The sequence below is a fragment of the Arsenophonus sp. aPb genome (assembly GCF_029873475.1).
GTDB lineage: Bacteria > Pseudomonadota > Gammaproteobacteria > Enterobacterales > Enterobacteriaceae > Arsenophonus.
The window spans coordinates 1,573,878-1,591,181 of the sequence record NZ_CP123499.1 but is presented as its reverse complement, the minus strand read 5'-3'; the positions used below and the strand labels follow the sequence as shown (position 1 = coordinate 1,591,181).

Below are 17,304 nucleotides of genomic sequence, written 5' to 3'. Positions count from 1 at the left end.
ATCTTAAACTTCATCAAAATTTCTTAATCTATTATAGATAAGGTTTAAGATATGTTGACAAGTTTATTTATAACCGGAACAAATACCAATGTAGGTAAAACAATTGCTACCCGTGCCTTATTGCAAACGCTCAACGATAACACAAGTAGTGCAATAGGTTATAAACCTATTATAAAGACAAAATTTCAAAAGACATCAGTCCAAGATGAACTAAACAAATTTACCAGTACTATTATACAATCATCACCGATTACTCTAACTGCTAATGAAATAAAGCCGGTAATTATTCAAAATAGCCAAGAGAAAGAGTCTGTTATTGATTTTAATGAAATTAATAAAAAAATAACTATTTTAAGACAAAAAGCTAATTATATTATTATTGAAGGTTGTGGAGGTTGGCGCCACTTACTTGATCAGCAAATGTTTTATTCCGATTGGGTAATCCAACAAAAAATACCCGTTATTTTAGTTGTTGGTATACAGCCCGGCTGTATTAACCATGCTGTATTAACAGCACACGCTATTATTCAAGACGGTATTCGCTTAATTGGATGGATAGCAAATCGTATTAATCCAGGATTAACTTGTTATGCGCAAATTATTGATAGGTTACAGCGTCACATACCGGCGCCAAAACTAGGGGAAATTCCTTATTTACTACGGCCGGAAGAACGAAATTTATCTGAGTATATAGATAAAAAACTGTTAAAAAACATGATGAAAAATTGCTAATACTAAAAAAGGGTGCATCCAATGTCACCCTTAATCATTAAGTACTAATAATGCAGTAAACGGCTATAAACAATTTTAAATTTATCATCGTGACAATGACCAACAACCTTAACTTTTGTTGCATCTACTTGTTTAGTTGGTAAAATTTCTAGTTTAAATGCATCCAAGGAAACGCCTTTTTTAACAATTTTGTCTGTAATATTCTGCTTAATATCTTCACAAGAAGGTGATGCTAGTGCCATCCTTGGTACGACAAAACATAGCAGTAAGCTTAATAAAAATATCTTTTTCATGTCCATTTCCTTAATGTTTAAAACATTTTTAAGGACGTATAGGTTGTCCTGTATTACTGTCCAAACAACGTTTAGTTTTAGATTCCCAATAAGCATTTAATTTACTACTTTTATAGCAAGCTTCGCTTTCGTCGATTGCCTTATCTAATTTATCAAACTCCTTTTCTGTCCGTTTATTGACTTTTTTACGTAATAGTTGCGTTTCATTCCATTGCTCTTTCTGTTCACGCGCTTGTTCTTTTGTTAAATCACTATTACCATCATGAACAAATAATTCTACCGCAGAAACAGTTCCGATAGACAAATAACCAGCCAATAAGGCTAATATTGATATACTCTTAAACATAATTTACCACCTTCTTGTTAGTACAAAAATATTTGTCCTAGTTAATTAGAGCTATATTATAACAAAATATATTTAAAAATTATTAATTATCATTATAAAATTCTTTATTTATGCTTAGGCCAGCAAAAGATTGGCAAACAGGCATCATTTCCAAAATATTAATATTGACATGCCCAGGTAATGTTGAAACCCATAAAACAGCTTCAGCAATATCTTCTGCTGTTAAAGCATTGGCACCTTTATAAGTCTCGGATACTTTTTCTGCATCACCTTTAAATCGTACATAAGAGAATTCCGTTCCAGATACCAAACCTGGCTCAATATCCGTTACTCTTATTTTTTTACCTTGTAAATCAGCACGTAAATTTAAAGAAAATTGTTTTACAAATGCTTTAGTGGCTCCATAAACATTTCCTCCCTTATATGGCCAGTTAGCTGCAATCGAACCAATATTGATGATATGGCCATGATTAGCAGCTACCATTCCTGGTAATATTGCACGGGTCATATGAACTAATCCTTTCACATTGGTATCAATCATAATATCCCAGTCATCTGTATTAGCCGTTTCAGCAGTATCTAAGCCTAAAGCCAGCCCAGCATTATTTACCAGTACATCAATTTTTTTAAAATTTAAGTTGTTAACTGCATCATTAATGGCTTGCTTATCCATTACATCTAACAGGATAGGGTGAAAATTTTTTCCTAACTGCTGATGCAGTTTTTTTAACCGTGTTTCTCGTCGACCTGTGCCAATAACAATGTGGCCATTAGCAATAAATTTTTTAGTTATTGCTTCACCAAACCCTGCGGTAACACCAGTGACAAAAATTATCATTATTTACCTTCTTTTATTTTTTGCTTCTAATTAGGTGTAAGTAAAAAACCTCACATGAAAAGAGTCAAGTGATATCTTTAACGCATGCTAGCTACGTATTAAAGTTATATTCTGTCAAATAAGAAAAATACTTAGAACATTAAATTAACAAATAGATAGAATAAACTTACACATATCTTATACTAGATGAGCAAAAAAACGCTGATAGTCGCTAAATCAGCCATTCTAAAATGCTTTCAAGGAAAATTTTTATAATAGGATTTTTTATGAAAAAAACTATCAAGTTAGTACTCAAGATATTTCTTGCTTTACTTTTATCAATATTAATTTATTTTGCCTATATAAAAATAAATAGTGATAAATTATGGCAAACGATTAATCAACAATGTATTCCTCAGTTTAAAAATGGCAACTTACAATCGCCATGTATCAAAGTTGACCAACGACACCGATATGTTATTTATAAGGATATAAAGGGGCCATTACATGATTTATTATTACCATTAGATAAAATCTCCGGCATTGAAAGTCCTATTTTACAACAAAAAAACACAGAAAATTATTTCATGCTAGCATGGCAAAATCGGGATCTATTTATAAAATCAGCGAATAAACCTATAAATGAGCAATTTCTTTCTCTCGCTATAAACTCAAAATATGGTCGCACGCAAGAACAACTACACATTCATCTAGCCTGTTTAAAACCAGAAGTCTATCAAACCATAAAAGAAAATGAGCATACCATAACCACGAACTGGCAGCCCTTAAAGGAAAGAATTAATAGTCATGAATACATAGCCATTAAAGTTCCCGCGTCAGACATAAACAAAATATCACCCTTTAATTATCTAGAAAAATATGTCGCAGAGCAGGGTGATAATATTGCCTATTATGGCTTAGTGATGACCCCAGCCACACAAAAAAATGAGTTTATTTTGTTGGCGAGCCGATTAAAATTGCTCGATTTCAATCTTGGTTCAGCAGGTGCAATTCAAGATTATCAGTGTAAATTAAATGATAATTAACGCTATTTTTTAATAATTAAACAGCAGCAAAAAAGTGGCTAACCTAATATACAATTAGTCGCTTTTAATTATGCTTTTAATATAAATTATCATCTAAAATAGTTATCAAATTCATTATATAACCACAACAATATAATGCTTATATTATTATCAAAATAGTAACTAATCACGTTTATAATATTAAAAAATTAACTCGAATAATAATTTATAATTTTTTTACTTCAGAATAAAAGTATAAAAGTTATAACATAAGTCAACATTTCTAACCGAAGATACATTGCAATATACTAAAGCTAACTAATATAATGAATAATGATTAATTTTGTTGCAATTTAACTATTTTCTAAGAGTCAAAAAAATGCTATTTATTTTCTCTATACGATAACAATCCGTATTTTACATTATGTGAACATAAAAAGATGATTTAATTTGAAAATCAATCTAAGTGACATATTGATCAACCATTAACTAACAAGAAGCTAAATATTTTAACACAAATATCCACTTTAAATTAAAGTGAAACGATTAATGACATAAAACTATTGGAGATGACAAAAAAATTTTTACTTTACGCATCATAAACTCTGCATTTAATGCTGTGCTAGTTAATTAAAATCCGGTGGAGGACTATGTGCGATTAATCAATGTAGCAATTGTTGCATGGTGCTTTTCTATCATCATGTATTCTACTGGATTTTTTTGGGTTTGCTTTAGCAGTGGATTAGTCTCTAGCCTGCTAATTATCTATTATTTTAGGAGAAAGATTTTGTTTAAGAAACGGGAAATTGAAAGTACAGAAAACAAACAAAGCACAGAAAATAATTTTGAAAACAAAAGTGACAAAAAGACCATTATATGTGCTGAAACTTGTTTCACAGGCGATATTGTCTCAGATGCAGATATACTTATTGATGGTAAATATATTGGCAATATTTTATGTAAACAAAACACAGTTATTGTAACAAAAACTGGCATTGTAACAGGCAGTATATTAGCCAAAAAATCAATTATCGATGGCAAAATTGAAGGTCGTGTTGAATCTAATTTAATCGAAATTCAAAAAAATGGCATGATCGAAGGTGAAATTTATAGTGAAAATCTGTCCATTGAGGATGGTGGATTCTTTATTGGGATATCAAAAAAAATCACAGTAGATCTGAATAAAAAAATACCTGAACGAAATAACGTGCAAGAACATAAAAAACATCAAAAAATTGATGCTGCAAATACGGTTGCCTTAAAAGAAAAGAAAGAAAAAGTTTCTTAATTTATTTATCGGTTAGGAACACTGGAAACATATTTAATGTTTCCAGTTGTTATATTTGCATAGGAAAGGGTAAAATAAAGGTTAACAGTAAGTTAGCTAGCTAGCTAGCTAGCATAAAAATTTTAATACCATGAATATAAATAACTCTAATTATCTAAATTTAAATCATTTAGCTGTAAAAAAAGATGACCGTATTTATAACGATTCAAAGGCAAGGCCTGTTGGAGTAGCAGGAAAATTTAATCGTGTTACTAACAAGGTGGAAGTCGCGCAAAATATCCCGTTGATGACTCACAGCCCAGCTTAAAAGAATGGACAAACTTGTTTATTTTATGGGCTTGTTGTCAATTGGCTATTATTCCAGAAAAAATTTAAATACGCATTTATACTTGTATACTTAAGTAAACCTAAAGCTTGATTAACATTTACACTTGTTGTAGCTATTTATTTCATATTACAAATCAATTTCATAATAAATATTCGCATAATACATATTATGTTAAATAAACTCCATTATAATGAAATGATAAAGAAATAACTCTATGTATATTATCAGATTTTTGTCACAAGCTATCAATTATTGGATATACAAGGTATCGCTTTTATTACTTCTACGCACTCATATAGTTTTTCTGTTGTCACAATATTATCAGATTTTTGTCACAAGCTATCAATTATTGGATATACAAGGTATCGCTTTTATTACTTCTACGCACTCATATAGTTTTTCTGTTGTCACAGTAAGATCATTTTTATTTACACATAATTTTCTGCTTTCGTCATCATAAAAACCATTAGGACAAACATTAGCTAAAAACGTACAAATTAACATTAATAAATCCATTGAGATTTTCAAATTTCGCCCTCCTTACGCCTTATCTATAAAAAACTTATAGAAAGGAAATGTGATCCTTATTAAAAATCACCTTCCTCTGAAATTTATTTAATTACACCCGGGCATACTTTTATAATTTACACAATCTGCCTGGATAGAATGCTCACTATATTTTGTTCCCTTCGGCGCCCATGAGTAATCAACCGCATAAGCACGATAAATTTTATTCGCCTTGTGTTCAGCAGGATTAACAGCATTGCCATAATATGGACTAACATATTCCCATACTATTTCTCCTTCAGGCGTTACCTGAAATAACCGGCCACTTTGCCCCTCATTAATCAAAGTATTGCCATTTGGCAAACGTTGAGCATTACTCATGAATGAGCTATAAAAATTATATAAAGGTTGCTTAGATTTGTCAGCATTATACTCCCAGACGATTTTCATTGATTGGGGGTCAATTTCAATCACTCTCGACGCTGAGAGGATGTTATTTTTTGCCGGTGGAAAACCTGCTGCGCCCTGGTTGTCGAATATTAATAGATTCCCTGCCCCGGGTAATCCATAAGGAATCATATGAATATTATGCGCACCTATTATTTGATCTAATGGTCTGGGTATTTCCCCTTGATAGTTAACTGATGGAAAATTAGGTCCTAACCTCCACACTATTTCACCGGTTTCACGGCAAATAATAACAGCTAAATTACCATTTCTTGAGTTGATAAGTATATTCTCTGGAGCAAAGCGTTTATCTCCGCTGTCATACCATTTATTTTTGCCTAATGGTGTAGCAGTATTTATATGAAATAAATTGCCAATTCTGGCACCCTTCATTATTTTTTGTTGTTGTGAGTCAAAGCCAAGCTTATCAAAGTGATCAGCAACCGACCAATGCCAAACGCTGTTTCCCTCTGGGGATATTATATCTATATAATCATCGATTATATCGTGATCCCATCCATCGATCCTTTTCTTCTTAGCTCGTAAAATAAGTATGTTTCCATCAGACAAACGCTGAATTTCATGATGCTGATGAGCAGGATCAATTTTCGAACCATATTGCCAAACAACTTTTCCTTGCCAGTTGACTTCGCCAATACTGACATTTCGCATTCCAGTAAACGGTTGATAATCTACACCATAATTATCTATAGTAGCGAGTTCAACTAAAATTTTAGCTGAATTTTCGCCTGCTATAGGCCATGCAGGAAAAGCATGATAGGGCCAACGATTAATTTCATTTCCCATCATGTCTATAAGATAAGTTTTGGCGTCCCGGCTGGCAAAAAGTATATAACTACTCCATGCCTTTGCAGGATCATAAAGTGTTGTGCCGTGTTTAATCGCCATTGGAATTGCATTAGCGGTTAAAGATATTGATATTAAAAATAATGTTATAATTTTAATGATATATTTCATCAATCACCTCCGTTTTTTATTAAAACATTCCTTTGATTATTTGGGCAGGACATCTTTGCTACGTCCATAAAAACCGATCGACTTTTTAACAGCATAACCGGATTTCTTCAGTAAAACTAACGACTATTATGCTGAGTTAAAAGATTTGAGGGAATGTTAATACCCAATAAAAATTGATTAGTTAATTAAAAATAGGCACTAAAAAACAATTAAAATAATAAAAAACCGCTCCATTAATATCCTGAACGCAAAACAATCCATTGATTAAGTGGCTATAATCCCCCTCTTCATGTTGTTGCAAAAAGTTTGAATTCCTAGACGTTAAATTTTTTAGTTAGCTCTTTGTTAGCTCTTTTTGACATAAGCGCTTACAAGCTCGATTAGGGGTATCACCTGATACCCCAGACTGACATCTTATTGTCATAGTATAACCACTCCCCTGCTATAACAGCCCCAGTCGTCGTTAGTTGTCATTCCTAAATTGTAATAACTCGCGGCAAGTTTTAGCTATTCGAGAACTGAAGGTATAGATCAGTATACTGGTTGTTTTAGGGTTATAAACATACCAAAGTTGCTGCCGCCCTTTAGTGTGCTGACTATGGCGATAAAACCAGAGCAAATTGACCGGGGACAATGAACGTTAATGCTGACCATGAGAAAACCTCAACAAGTTGCATTATATATTTGATTCAATCAATTTAAAGACTTTACTAAAAATGACTACATCACTTAATACTTACGCCAGAGCTTTTCAAGCAACAGATAACCTGGCTTATGCCGCTGGAAACTATGATACTTCCATGATGTCAAAATTTGCCAAGTGTGCTGTCGGTATCCTCACACTAGGTTTGGGATATGGGGTTATCTATCTTGTCGAACGGTACGCAAATGTAAATCCTAAAATTCATGAATTTTGCTATAACGCCAAAGCTATCGCGGATGAATTATCAGTAGCGATGGAGAATATTAAAGACCATATAACCGTCACTTTAGATAATGGACAAGAAATAACAATTCAACAAGATGGATGCAATGTCCTGTTACGCTCTCAGGACGGACAGACGCAAATATTGAATGAAATGGATTTTGCAAAACTTTATCACAAAATAGTTGATGACATTGAGTCCAATCCAGGAATTTATAGGATAGAACTACCTAAAGAAGTGGAAATTAAAAATTCAAAAGAACCACTAACTATATCCGAATTAGTAAAATTTATATCAAAATTAGTAGAACTAAATAACAAAATATCTGCTGATGATTGTTTATTGTTAAGAAAATCACCAGATGGAAACTATTTTTACGTAGCTAAAATGGAAGATGTGAATAAGTCTAGCGGACTGCAATTTCGGGCAAATCAAGCGGCGGAATTCATTGGGAATATGTTAGGAAAAGAGATTAAAAAAAATCTTAGTATGGCTGACTTTTCCATAATAACATCACCACACATCCCTGTCAGTCAGACACACACTTTTGATAAACCGGTATGTAGTACACCATCGGAGATTACAATGCGTTGGATAACGACATTAGCTCGAGCCTTAACTAAAGTCGAGAATACTGAGCGGCAAAAAAAACTGATAACAGATTTGTTACAGGCACAAAAAAATCGCTGGTTGGCTCATGATATGAACTTGGAAAAAACTGTAAAATCGCTCACTGATGATAGTAATGCTCTGCGTAGCAATGGATTAAACGATTTAGCAAATCTGGCCTATTGCGAAAATTCTACTGCAACAGATTTAGTATCTCTTTTACCTCGGAATGAAAGCGATCTTCATTTGACACAGCTACACGATAATATTTATGGCAGATATTTTGAATCAGTCTGGATCGCTGAGTTTGTCAACAACCCTCCTAAAGAGGTATTGAACGTGATGCATACTATCGGAAATGGAATAGCTGATTTACTAGAAAGCCAAACCGACTCAACACAAAGAACGTTGGTCGAGTATTTGCAAAAACGTATTGAGGGTGATATACGATTTTGGTTTAATCAAGTGGACGGTGTTAGCCAATTTTCTGAATCTGCGTGGCCAGAATCAAAAAATTTACTGCTAAAATTATTACGTAATGAAATAACCAATGGATTTGAAAGTATTGCCATACCCTATTTAGCCGTGAAGTTATTTAATGGCTTTTCTCAAATTGACAACTTGAGAAATGCCGTTTGGTACCAAAAGATCAACTCAAATTACAAATCTATGCTTACTCCACACCGGGGTCGCACTGGCGCAACGCCAAACAATCCTGTTTCCCCTGCTGCAGGTATAACGCTGGGGCATCAATTAGCAGCAGTGTCAGAAAGTTGGATGACAATAACCGACAGACCTGCATTGCATTACAAACCTCGACTAAATAAGAAAATAACTCCAATGCATACCGCACTGCAAAATGGGATCCCTTATAGTGCGGGGATATCTGGCTCAACGAACATCATGCTTGGTATTGTGTCTCACCTACGTGAGCAAGGCCTGAACATCAACCCTAATTTTGCTCTGCTTGGCATCATGATGTTTATGACTTACGATGGCGGACACTCACCGCACGAGGTTTTATGGACGGCAAACCAATATGGACCAAAAGCAGGATTTGACTTCAGCGCACAACTAAATAGGAAGGCGACAAAACTTGCCCCATTAGATTTTGTTTCTGATTATCAGTTGTTCGCCAATATGTATAACGAAACCGGTTGTGAAAAGGCCATGAAGGATGCAATTGCGCTCGCTTTTGAAAAGACGATATTGCATTGTGAAAGGTTAGGCAAACAATAATGCTGCTTATTGCATTGCTAAACGTTCAGGTCAAAATAACTTCACAGAAAACGCTTTGTGGTGTGAGTTGGGGGCTGTTAAACCAGCCCCACTTAGCTTCTATGTACCGCCCTCGCCCACAAAACGGTTCTTCACCCTCAATGATGCTTGGAATAAGATTCTCAAAAAATTCAGCGACTGTATTAGGGAATACGCTTAATTATTCCTGGGAACCAAACACATTGCTTAAATGTAAACGATACTCTTCGATATAACCTGGAACATCGGGTGATTTAATCACATCGTTAACAATAAATGTTGATAAAGGTTCCATACCCAGAAATTGATTAGCCTTATGAAAAGGTAAATAAACCCCATCTACACCGGCTGCATTAAAAAATTGCGTTTCATCATTAAAAGCTTCTAAAGGTGCATTCCAGGTTAATGACAACATATATTTCTTGCCCTGAATTAACCCACCTGAGCCATATTTCTTACTCGCATCTGAGCGGGTACGTCCATCACTGGCATACAATAAGCCGTGCCCTTGGGTAAAAACTTCATCTATATATTTTTTTACCGTCCATGGCGCTCCCATCCACCATCCCGGCATCTGCCAAATAATCACATCAGCCTGTAAGATTTTTTGTACTTCCGCATTAATATCATATTGGCTGTCAGCGTGTACTACTTCAACAGCATGACCGATTTCAGCTAAATAATTTTCTGCTACTCTAGTTAGCGTATCATTTAATTGCCCCCCAGAATGGCCAAATTTTTTGCCGCCATTAATAATTAAGATACTACTCATCATAACCTCTAATTAACTTCGTTATAATTATAATAGGCGGTAAAAAACCACGCTTAAATGACGAGAATGTATAAAATTATTTGCTTATATAACAATAATCTGATCAATGACTAAAATCACTACTAAACAAATGGTATTATTTTTATTGGTGGTCAAAAAATTAATTTTAAAGTTATCTATTTTGTTTAGCTTGCCTAACCATTAGTAACTGGCTGTAGGAATAATATTAATGAAAGCAAATTCTGAAGAGTTGATGATTTTTGTATCAGTAGTAGAAAATGGCAGCTTTAGCCAAGCAGCGGAACAACTGCAATTAGCCAATTCTTCTGTTAGTCGAGCAGTAAAAAAACTGGAAAAAAAACTTGGTGTCAGTTTACTTAATCGTACTACTCGGCAACTCAGTTTAACTGATGAAGGTAAACACTATTTCAACCGTATTCAACATGCATTGCAAGAAATGACGGCGGCTGAAAATGAGTTGATGGAATCTAAAGATAGGCCAAGTGGTTTATTACGTATCGATGCAGCAACACCAGTGGTATTGCACTTACTGATGCCAATGATCAAAACGTTCCGTATGCGTTATCCTGAAATAACAATATCGCTGATCTCTTCCGAAAGTTATATCAACCTTATAGAACGCAAAGTCGATATTGCTATTCGTGCAGGTAAGCTAGCTGACTCTAGTTTACGAGCTAGATTACTTTTTTCCAGCAGACGAAAAATAGTTGCCTCACCAGAATATCTACAACAATTTGGTGTCCCCCAGACAATTAATGAGTTACAAAATCACCTTTGTTTAGGTTTTACTGAACCTAGTTCCCTTAATAGTTGGCCAATATCCGAGCACTCCGGCCAACAACATGTAATCGCTGTTGGCCTTTCTTCCAATAGTGGCGAAACCCTTAAGCAACTCTGTTTAACGGGTAATGGTATTGCTTGCCTGTCCGATTTTATGATCGATAAAGAGATAGCCTGCGGTCAACTTGTTGAGTTGTTTATTGAGCAACGTTTACCGCTTACAATGCCCTTTCATGCAGTATATTACAGTGATCAACCAGTCAGTGTAAGAATACGGATCTTTATTGATTATTTAATTGAATTTTTAAATAGCTCCCGTAGGAGCCCAACTCGTAATTAAAAACGACAAAATTTAATTATCCCATTGAGGAGCCAATCCTTCAGGGCTAACCAAACGTTCATTACGATCAAGCGTTGCTATTGCGGCCATATCTTCGCTATCCAGTTTCAATTCAACGGCTTTTAAATTACTGGCTAAATTTTCCCGCTTCGTTGAAGAGGGGATCACACTATAACCTAGCGCCATCGCCCAGGACAATATTACCTGTGCCGGCGTAGCCTGATGTTTTTTAGCTATCTGCTTGATAACTTCATCTTGCAGTGCTTTACCATAAGCCAATGTCATATAAGAAGTAATATGTATTCCCTGCTCTTTTGCCCAGGCGGTAACACGGCGATTTTGCAAATATGGCGACAGTTCAATCTGATTGGTCGCAATATGTTCTATGCCAACGGCAGCTACCGCTTGTTGCATCAAATCAATAGTAAAGTTCGACACACCAATCTCACGTGTTAGTCCCATTTCTTTGGCTGTTAATAAAGCCTCCATACTTTCCTTAACACTAACCGCGTTATTGGGTGACGGCCAATGAATTAAGGTTAAGTCAACATAATCTGTGCCTAGTTTGCTTAAACTTTGTTTAAGGCTAGCGATTAACTTTTCTTTACTCAGATTTTCTGTCCATATTTTTGTCGTAATATAGATATCTTCACGTGGTACAGTGCTCTCTTTTATTGCTTGCCCAACATCAGCTTCATTATCATAAATTTGCGCCGTATCAATAGCACGATAACCCAATTCAAGTGCATTTTTTATCGATGAAATCACAATATCACTTTTAAGACGAAAAGTGCCTAATCCAAATGCAGGAACTGACATAAAAACCTCTTAACATTAAATGTATGAATGATTATTGTTAGAAAATTAAGCTTAATAATAAAGTATCAAATTGACACAAATTTTTTGCTGATTAAGCAATAATTGTCTTTTAACTGCCATTTTACCATTCCCACAATGTCCGTATTTAGATACATTAAATCCTATTATAGTCAATAAAGACCCTATTTTGGGACACTAACCAATAATATGAATCAAGCATTATAATGTGCTAAAATATACCCATAAACACCACTTTTTTGCTTTAATGTACTTAAATGAGGATACTATGAGCATATTTGAAAAATCAGCTTCAGCGATCGCAGCGGAATTAGGCGAACGTTTGAAACAAGCTCGATTAAATCATGATTTAACTCAAGCTGAAGTAGCTGAAATGTCCGGTATCAGTCGAAAAACGGTCCTAAATGCAGAAAAAGGTAACGTCCAATTAGAGAACTTAATCGCTATTATGGCAGCATTGAATTTGCTTGAACAATTAGATCTATTGTTGCCTAAACAGGATATCTCACCTATTCAACTTGCTAAGTTACAGGGTAAAAAAAGACAACGCGCATCTGGGCAGAGAAAAAATAATACAGAGGATTTAGCAGAATGGTAATGGAAGTTATCAATGTCACCTATAAGCAACATGAAGTGGGTGCAGTAAGTTTTGATACTAGCAAAGGTTTAGGTTTTTTTGAATACAATGCCAGCTTTATCAAACAGGGAATCGAGTTATCGCCACTGAAAATGCCATTAGCAACGCGAATTTATAGTTTTCCCGAATTGGATTTTAATACCTTTAAAGGATTACCTGGTTTAATTGCTGACTCGTTACCCGATGACTTTGGTAATGCGGTACTTAATGCTTGGGTTGCGACGATGGGTAAATCGCCTGACACCATTACGCCATTACAGCGACTACAATATACCGGTAAAAGAGGGATGGGCGCGTTAGAATACGTGCCAGCAACTAGGATCAAAAGTCTCAATGCCTCACAACACGTTGAGATCAGTTCTCTGGTTGCTATCACTCAAGAAATTCTTGATTCAAGGCAAAAATTTACCGTTGAGCTGCATAAAAATGGTCAGGAAGATCGCGAAGCAATGATGGCACTGCTTTCAGTTGGCATGAGTGCTGGTGGCGCGAGACCAAAAGCCGTTCTTGCTTTTAATCACGATTTCACCCAGGTTCGTTCGGGACAAACTAATGTTCCGGACGGTTTTACCCATTATTTAATAAAGTTCGATGGTGTTAGTGAACATAATAAAAATCAACAAACCTTTGGTGATCCAGTCGGTTTTGGTGCAATGGAATATGTTTATTATTTATTGGCAACCCGCTGTGGCATAGAAATGATGCCTTGCCGGCTGCTCGCTGAAGGTAATAGACGCCATTTTATTACTCAGCGCTTTGATCGTTTTGGTAATAAAAAACGCCATGTACAAACCTTAAATGGCCTTGCTCACGTTGATTACAAAAAACCCGGCTCTTTCTCCTACGCCGAATTATTCGCTGTTGCTAGACAATTAAAACTTTCAGCAAAAGAGGCAGAACAACTACTAAAAAGAATGACCTTTAATATTGTAGCTCGTAACCATGATGATCACGCTAAAAATTTTTCTTTTATGTTAAAAGGCGATAAGTGGATGCTAGCCCCTGCCTACGATTTAGCTTATAGCTACAAGCCCGGTAGTAAATGGGTAAACAGTCATTGGATGAGCTTAAATGGGAAACGTGACAACTTTTCTCGCCAAGATTTTTACTCATTAGAAAAACTAAGTCCCCTATTTACCCGAGAAATGATCAACGGAATTATTGATGAAACGATAGAGAAAGTTTCACAGTGGCAAAAACTAGCTGTTGAATTTGAAGTGCCTAATTTGTTAGCGCAGGAAATTAACGCAAATTTATGTTTAAATATCTAGTATAGTGTCTATTTGCTAATCAACAGTAACTTAGCTGTCCGGCAATTATCCGGACAGTTTTAGCTAACATTTTAATGCTTAATTGCCTGCTGCTGTTGCCATAACTGATATAGTTCAACTTGTGACGTTATTTTTAACTGAACAAACACAAAATCTTGCTGTTGCTGCGGTAGTAATCTTAATTGTTGAGCTAATTTCTCAGTAGAGAGGCCAAAAGGTGCGGCATCTTGATTGGAATAAGCATAAAAAACACGGCTAATCCCTACCATTCTTATCGCCGCTAGACACATTGGACAAGGTTGTCCACTAGCATAAATTGTGCAATCTGCTAAATCAACTTTACCTAATGCTTTACTCGCTGCTCTTAATGCCTGTAATTCAGCATGAGCGGTTGGATCACCCTGTTGTGCTATTTGATTAACACCAGAAGCAATAATGGTATTATTGGTGACAATCACTGCACCAAATGGTCTACCGCCTACTTTAACATTTTCTTTTGCTAAATTAATTGCTTTTTCCAAAAACTGTTGGTCACTCATTCTTTGGCTCCTGCATTTTGTAAGATCTGCACAAGTTGTTGATAACCTTTTTGTTTAGCTAACTTCAATGGTGTATTACCTAAATTATCAGTTAAGTTAACATCAGCGCCGCCATTAATTAATTGTTGCACGATCTGAGCATACTTATTACTGCCATCACCAAGAATAATAGCTTCAATTAATGCCGTCCAACCCAGACGATTGACATGGTTAACATCTACACCAGCGGCAATTAACATTTGTACCACTTGCACATGGCCTCGTTCTGCCGCCGGTATCAAAGCTGTTCCACCATAACGATTAGTACTTTTTAAATCAGCACCGTGAGTCAACGTCATGGTTAAAATTTCCTTTAATCCTTTAGCACCTGCATAGAGATAAGGTGAATCCAAACTAGCATCTTTCGCATTAACATCTGCCCCGTGTTCAATCAAAAATCGCGCAACTTGAATTTGATTAGTATGAGTAGCCGCCATTAATGGTGTCCGTAAACGCCAATCACGTTGTTCTAGATTAGCGCCATTTTTAAATGCCTGTTCAATTGCCATTAAATCGCCAGTTTCCGCAAGCTTAATTAGGTTTATTTTTGCTGATTGCGCCATCGCGCAGCCTATCAATAATAGTGACAATATTATTCCTCCTGTGATCCATATTGGAACAAGGTATTTTTTCATATACTCCTCCGACAAACCTTACTAATTTGTTAAAATCATTATTAATGGATAACACTAATTTTTAATTAAATAGGTAAATTCAAATGGCTATTTAATTAAAAAATTCAAGAAAATATTTGTACAATGAGTATAAAAAATAAGCCTAAATTTATAATACAATTGATTGCAAAAAAATTTATTTATTGCTATTAAATTTACATTAATAAATAAAATTGAATTTAATTTTCATTTAGTAATAAAAAGCACGAAAGTTTTTTATTTTCAATAAGTTATTTTTATGGGATATGTTGATTTTATCTTGATATAAATCAATATCTATTTATAAAAAAATTAATGTTATTTAATTCAATAAAAATAATTTTCCTTTAGAAAAGTAATAATAATATTAGTTATAAAATGAAATATGAAATAGTTAAAACATTTTATTATTTGCCTAAGTTGGTTATTTTTTATCATCATCACCGGATTTTTTGTAAAGTATAGCGATGGCAATCCTGCATTTGGTTTTCAATTTGACTATGCTGGTCATAAGGTTGTTATGTCTAACAATGCAATATATAAAAACGCTGTGAAATATGCCGATGTAAGTGATCTGTTGAGCTACAATGTCGTGCCTTAGCCAATATAGAAACAGATCAATTATTAAAAAATGCTAAAAATAAAATTTAATAATAGTAGTAAATTAAATAATAAGATTAATGACCGGTAATTTTCATCAATTAAAATAAATTATGTTTAATAATACACCTAATTTGAAATTATTATTTATCAATTTATTCAGATAACACCGTCAAAAACAAAATCTAACCAATTCACGTAACTGCTTATTATTTGTTTATTAAATTTAAAACAACAAATAATCACTATACATAATAAGACCAAAAAATAATAATCGCCATGCACCTATCAAATAGTTAACAATTATTTAACAATTAAACACTATTTATTAATGATTATGATTTAATAAGGAGATTAACTATGGCGGTTGTTAGTAAATTTATTCGTGATCTTGATCCAAGAAAAGATATGGAAGAGCAGTTGAAAGAGACGCTCAATATTCTAGTCAAATTGGGAGAAGCCAAATTAGAGAATTTCAAACATGAAATGAATAATTCCTGGCATCAAAGTGATGAAGACAGCTTAGCACCAGGAGTCACCAAAGATTTTCAAACCGAACGTATGCATGTCATGACCAAAACAGATAGTAAGGATGCGGTTGGTAGTGCAATTGCAAAAACCATCTAATCAGCATTCTCGCTTTCGCAAGAACCCAATGGCCAAAAAGTAGGGAAATTTATTGAAGAGCTGGCAACAAATGGTTTAGATGCTGTGTTAGGTTCTGGTTCCGCTTCGGAAGATCAATATAAACAGTATATTATTTATCCAGATAAAGATTTTTTATGTCGCTGTGATATTTGGTATTGGCGTTATAGTATTGAGTCGAAAGGTTTTCAGGAAAAACTAGAACATGTCGTTATTTATCGTATGCAATATGGTGCTGTTGATATTTCACGTGTAGATCCATTTGCCGTCGCCCACTGGTTTAATAAATGGAGCTTAGATACAGAATCCGCAAAAGCAACACTTGATCAAGTGGAAGAGTTAATGAAAGCCGCTGAACGAGCCAAAAAATTATCTGCCCCAATACCAGCAACAGCGATGACAACACCGATCCCAGCAATAACTTGCCCTCATGTTTCTTTAGAAGAACTACGCCATCAATTATTACGCACCAGAAACTTAAAACATAATTTAGATTTTATCGATTATTCCTAACTTTAAAAAAAGCCATCCATTAGCGGATGGCTTCTGCTATCAACATAAACACCCTATTAGTTCAATATAATCCTGTATAACTTATTTCCACTACCCTCTAAATG

At 34.6% G+C, this 17,304-nt stretch carries 18 protein-coding genes and 1 pseudogene; 10 read left to right on the top strand and 9 right to left on the bottom strand.

Going from position 1 to position 17,304, the window contains the following annotated elements; translation table 11 throughout:
- Positions 1–51: 51 nt before the first annotated feature.
- The gene (bioD, locus tag QE177_RS07085; RefSeq protein WP_280552164.1) at positions 52–732 is read left to right on the top strand and encodes a dethiobiotin synthase; all 681 of its coding nucleotides are present in this window, start codon (positions 52–54) and stop codon (positions 730–732) included.
- A gap of 44 nt (positions 733–776) precedes the next feature.
- Here the strand turns inward: bioD and QE177_RS07080 are convergent, their stop codons facing one another.
- The 3 genes from QE177_RS07080 to ydfG all read right to left on the bottom strand — a co-directional run bounded on the left by QE177_RS07080 (position 777) and on the right by ydfG (position 2,209).
- Positions 777–1,025 carry a DUF1161 domain-containing protein gene (locus tag QE177_RS07080; protein ID WP_280552163.1) on the bottom strand — a complete coding sequence of 83 codons (249 nt, stop codon included), beginning with the start codon at positions 1,023–1,025 and terminating at the stop codon, positions 777–779.
- A 28-nt stretch (positions 1,026–1,053) separates the two neighbouring features.
- On the bottom strand, positions 1,054–1,371 hold the full coding sequence (locus QE177_RS07075; protein WP_348519921.1) for a DUF1283 family protein: 318 nt from the start codon (positions 1,369–1,371) through the stop codon (positions 1,054–1,056).
- A gap of 82 nt (positions 1,372–1,453) precedes the next feature.
- Positions 1,454–2,209, bottom strand: coding sequence for a bifunctional NADP-dependent 3-hydroxy acid dehydrogenase/3-hydroxypropionate dehydrogenase YdfG (ydfG, locus tag QE177_RS07070; RefSeq protein ID WP_280552162.1), 756 nt, complete (start codon positions 2,207–2,209; stop codon positions 1,454–1,456).
- A 266-nt stretch (positions 2,210–2,475) separates the two neighbouring features.
- Here ydfG and QE177_RS07065 point away from each other — a divergent pair, with 266 nt between their 5' ends.
- The 3 genes from QE177_RS07065 (at position 2,476) to QE177_RS07055 (ending at position 4,808) form a co-directional block, all read left to right on the top strand.
- The gene (locus tag QE177_RS07065; RefSeq protein WP_280552161.1) at positions 2,476–3,234 is read left to right on the top strand and encodes a CDP-diacylglycerol diphosphatase; all 759 of its coding nucleotides are present in this window, start codon (positions 2,476–2,478) and stop codon (positions 3,232–3,234) included.
- 766 nt (positions 3,235–4,000) lie between these two features.
- Entirely contained in the window at positions 4,001–4,501 is a 501-nt protein-coding gene (locus QE177_RS07060) for a polymer-forming cytoskeletal protein (protein ID WP_280552160.1), read from the top strand.
- Between the two features lie 130 nt (positions 4,502–4,631).
- Complete coding sequence (locus QE177_RS07055; protein WP_280552159.1) at positions 4,632–4,808, top strand: hypothetical protein; 177 nt, start codon at positions 4,632–4,634, stop codon at positions 4,806–4,808.
- 636 nt (positions 4,809–5,444) lie between these two features.
- On the opposite strand, the gene QE177_RS07050 is transcribed toward QE177_RS07055, so the two are convergent.
- Complete coding sequence (locus tag QE177_RS07050; protein WP_280552158.1) at positions 5,445–6,761, bottom strand: aryl-sulfate sulfotransferase; 1,317 nt, start codon at positions 6,759–6,761, stop codon at positions 5,445–5,447.
- 438 nt (positions 6,762–7,199) lie between these two features.
- Positions 7,200–7,347: pseudogene (locus tag QE177_RS07045) on the bottom strand (IS1 family transposase); the annotation flags it as partial.
- Between the two features lie 130 nt (positions 7,348–7,477).
- On the opposite strand from QE177_RS07045, the gene QE177_RS07040 reads away from it, so the two are divergent.
- Positions 7,478–9,535 (top strand): hypothetical protein, encoded by a 2,058-nt coding sequence (locus QE177_RS07040; RefSeq protein WP_280552157.1) that lies wholly within the window; start codon positions 7,478–7,480, stop codon positions 9,533–9,535.
- Positions 9,536–9,734: 199 nt separating this feature from the next.
- Here the strand turns inward: QE177_RS07040 and QE177_RS07035 are convergent, their stop codons facing one another.
- Positions 9,735–10,325, bottom strand: a complete 591-nt coding sequence (locus tag QE177_RS07035) for an NAD(P)H-dependent oxidoreductase (protein WP_280552156.1) — start codon at positions 10,323–10,325, stop codon at positions 9,735–9,737.
- A 229-nt stretch (positions 10,326–10,554) separates the two neighbouring features.
- Between QE177_RS07035 and yafC the strand changes: the two genes are divergently transcribed.
- On the top strand, positions 10,555–11,466 hold the full coding sequence (gene yafC / locus QE177_RS07030) for a DNA-binding transcriptional regulator YafC (RefSeq protein WP_280552155.1): 912 nt from the start codon (positions 10,555–10,557) through the stop codon (positions 11,464–11,466).
- 12 nt (positions 11,467–11,478) lie between these two features.
- Here the strand turns inward: yafC and dkgB are convergent, their stop codons facing one another.
- Positions 11,479–12,285: a 2,5-didehydrogluconate reductase DkgB gene (dkgB, locus tag QE177_RS07025; RefSeq protein ID WP_280552154.1), complete on the bottom strand. Its 807-nt coding sequence runs from the start codon at positions 12,283–12,285 to the stop codon at positions 11,479–11,481.
- A gap of 286 nt (positions 12,286–12,571) precedes the next feature.
- Between dkgB and QE177_RS07020 the strand changes: the two genes are divergently transcribed.
- On the top strand, positions 12,572–12,901 hold the full coding sequence (locus QE177_RS07020; RefSeq protein ID WP_280552153.1) for a helix-turn-helix transcriptional regulator: 330 nt from the start codon (positions 12,572–12,574) through the stop codon (positions 12,899–12,901).
- A complete protein-coding gene (locus QE177_RS07015) occupies positions 12,895–14,211 on the top strand; it encodes a type II toxin-antitoxin system HipA family toxin (protein WP_280552152.1) in 1,317 nt (438 codons plus the stop codon). The genes QE177_RS07020 and QE177_RS07015 overlap by 7 nt, the downstream gene beginning before the upstream one ends.
- A gap of 71 nt (positions 14,212–14,282) precedes the next feature.
- Here the strand turns inward: QE177_RS07015 and QE177_RS07010 are convergent, their stop codons facing one another.
- Together QE177_RS07010 and QE177_RS07005 are read right to left on the bottom strand one after the other, a co-directional pair.
- Positions 14,283–14,750 (bottom strand): nucleoside deaminase, encoded by a 468-nt coding sequence (locus QE177_RS07010; protein ID WP_280552151.1) that lies wholly within the window; start codon positions 14,748–14,750, stop codon positions 14,283–14,285.
- Entirely contained in the window at positions 14,747–15,424 is a 678-nt protein-coding gene (locus QE177_RS07005; RefSeq protein WP_280552150.1) for an ankyrin repeat domain-containing protein, read from the bottom strand. The genes QE177_RS07010 and QE177_RS07005 overlap by 4 nt, the downstream gene beginning before the upstream one ends.
- 978 nt (positions 15,425–16,402) lie before the next feature.
- Between QE177_RS07005 and QE177_RS07000 the strand changes: the two genes are divergently transcribed.
- The gene (locus QE177_RS07000) at positions 16,403–16,669 is read left to right on the top strand and encodes a hypothetical protein (protein WP_280552149.1); all 267 of its coding nucleotides are present in this window, start codon (positions 16,403–16,405) and stop codon (positions 16,667–16,669) included.
- A gap of 84 nt (positions 16,670–16,753) precedes the next feature.
- Positions 16,754–17,200, top strand: coding sequence for a hypothetical protein (locus QE177_RS06995; protein WP_280552148.1), 447 nt, complete (start codon positions 16,754–16,756; stop codon positions 17,198–17,200).
- Positions 17,201–17,304 lie beyond the last annotated feature (104 nt).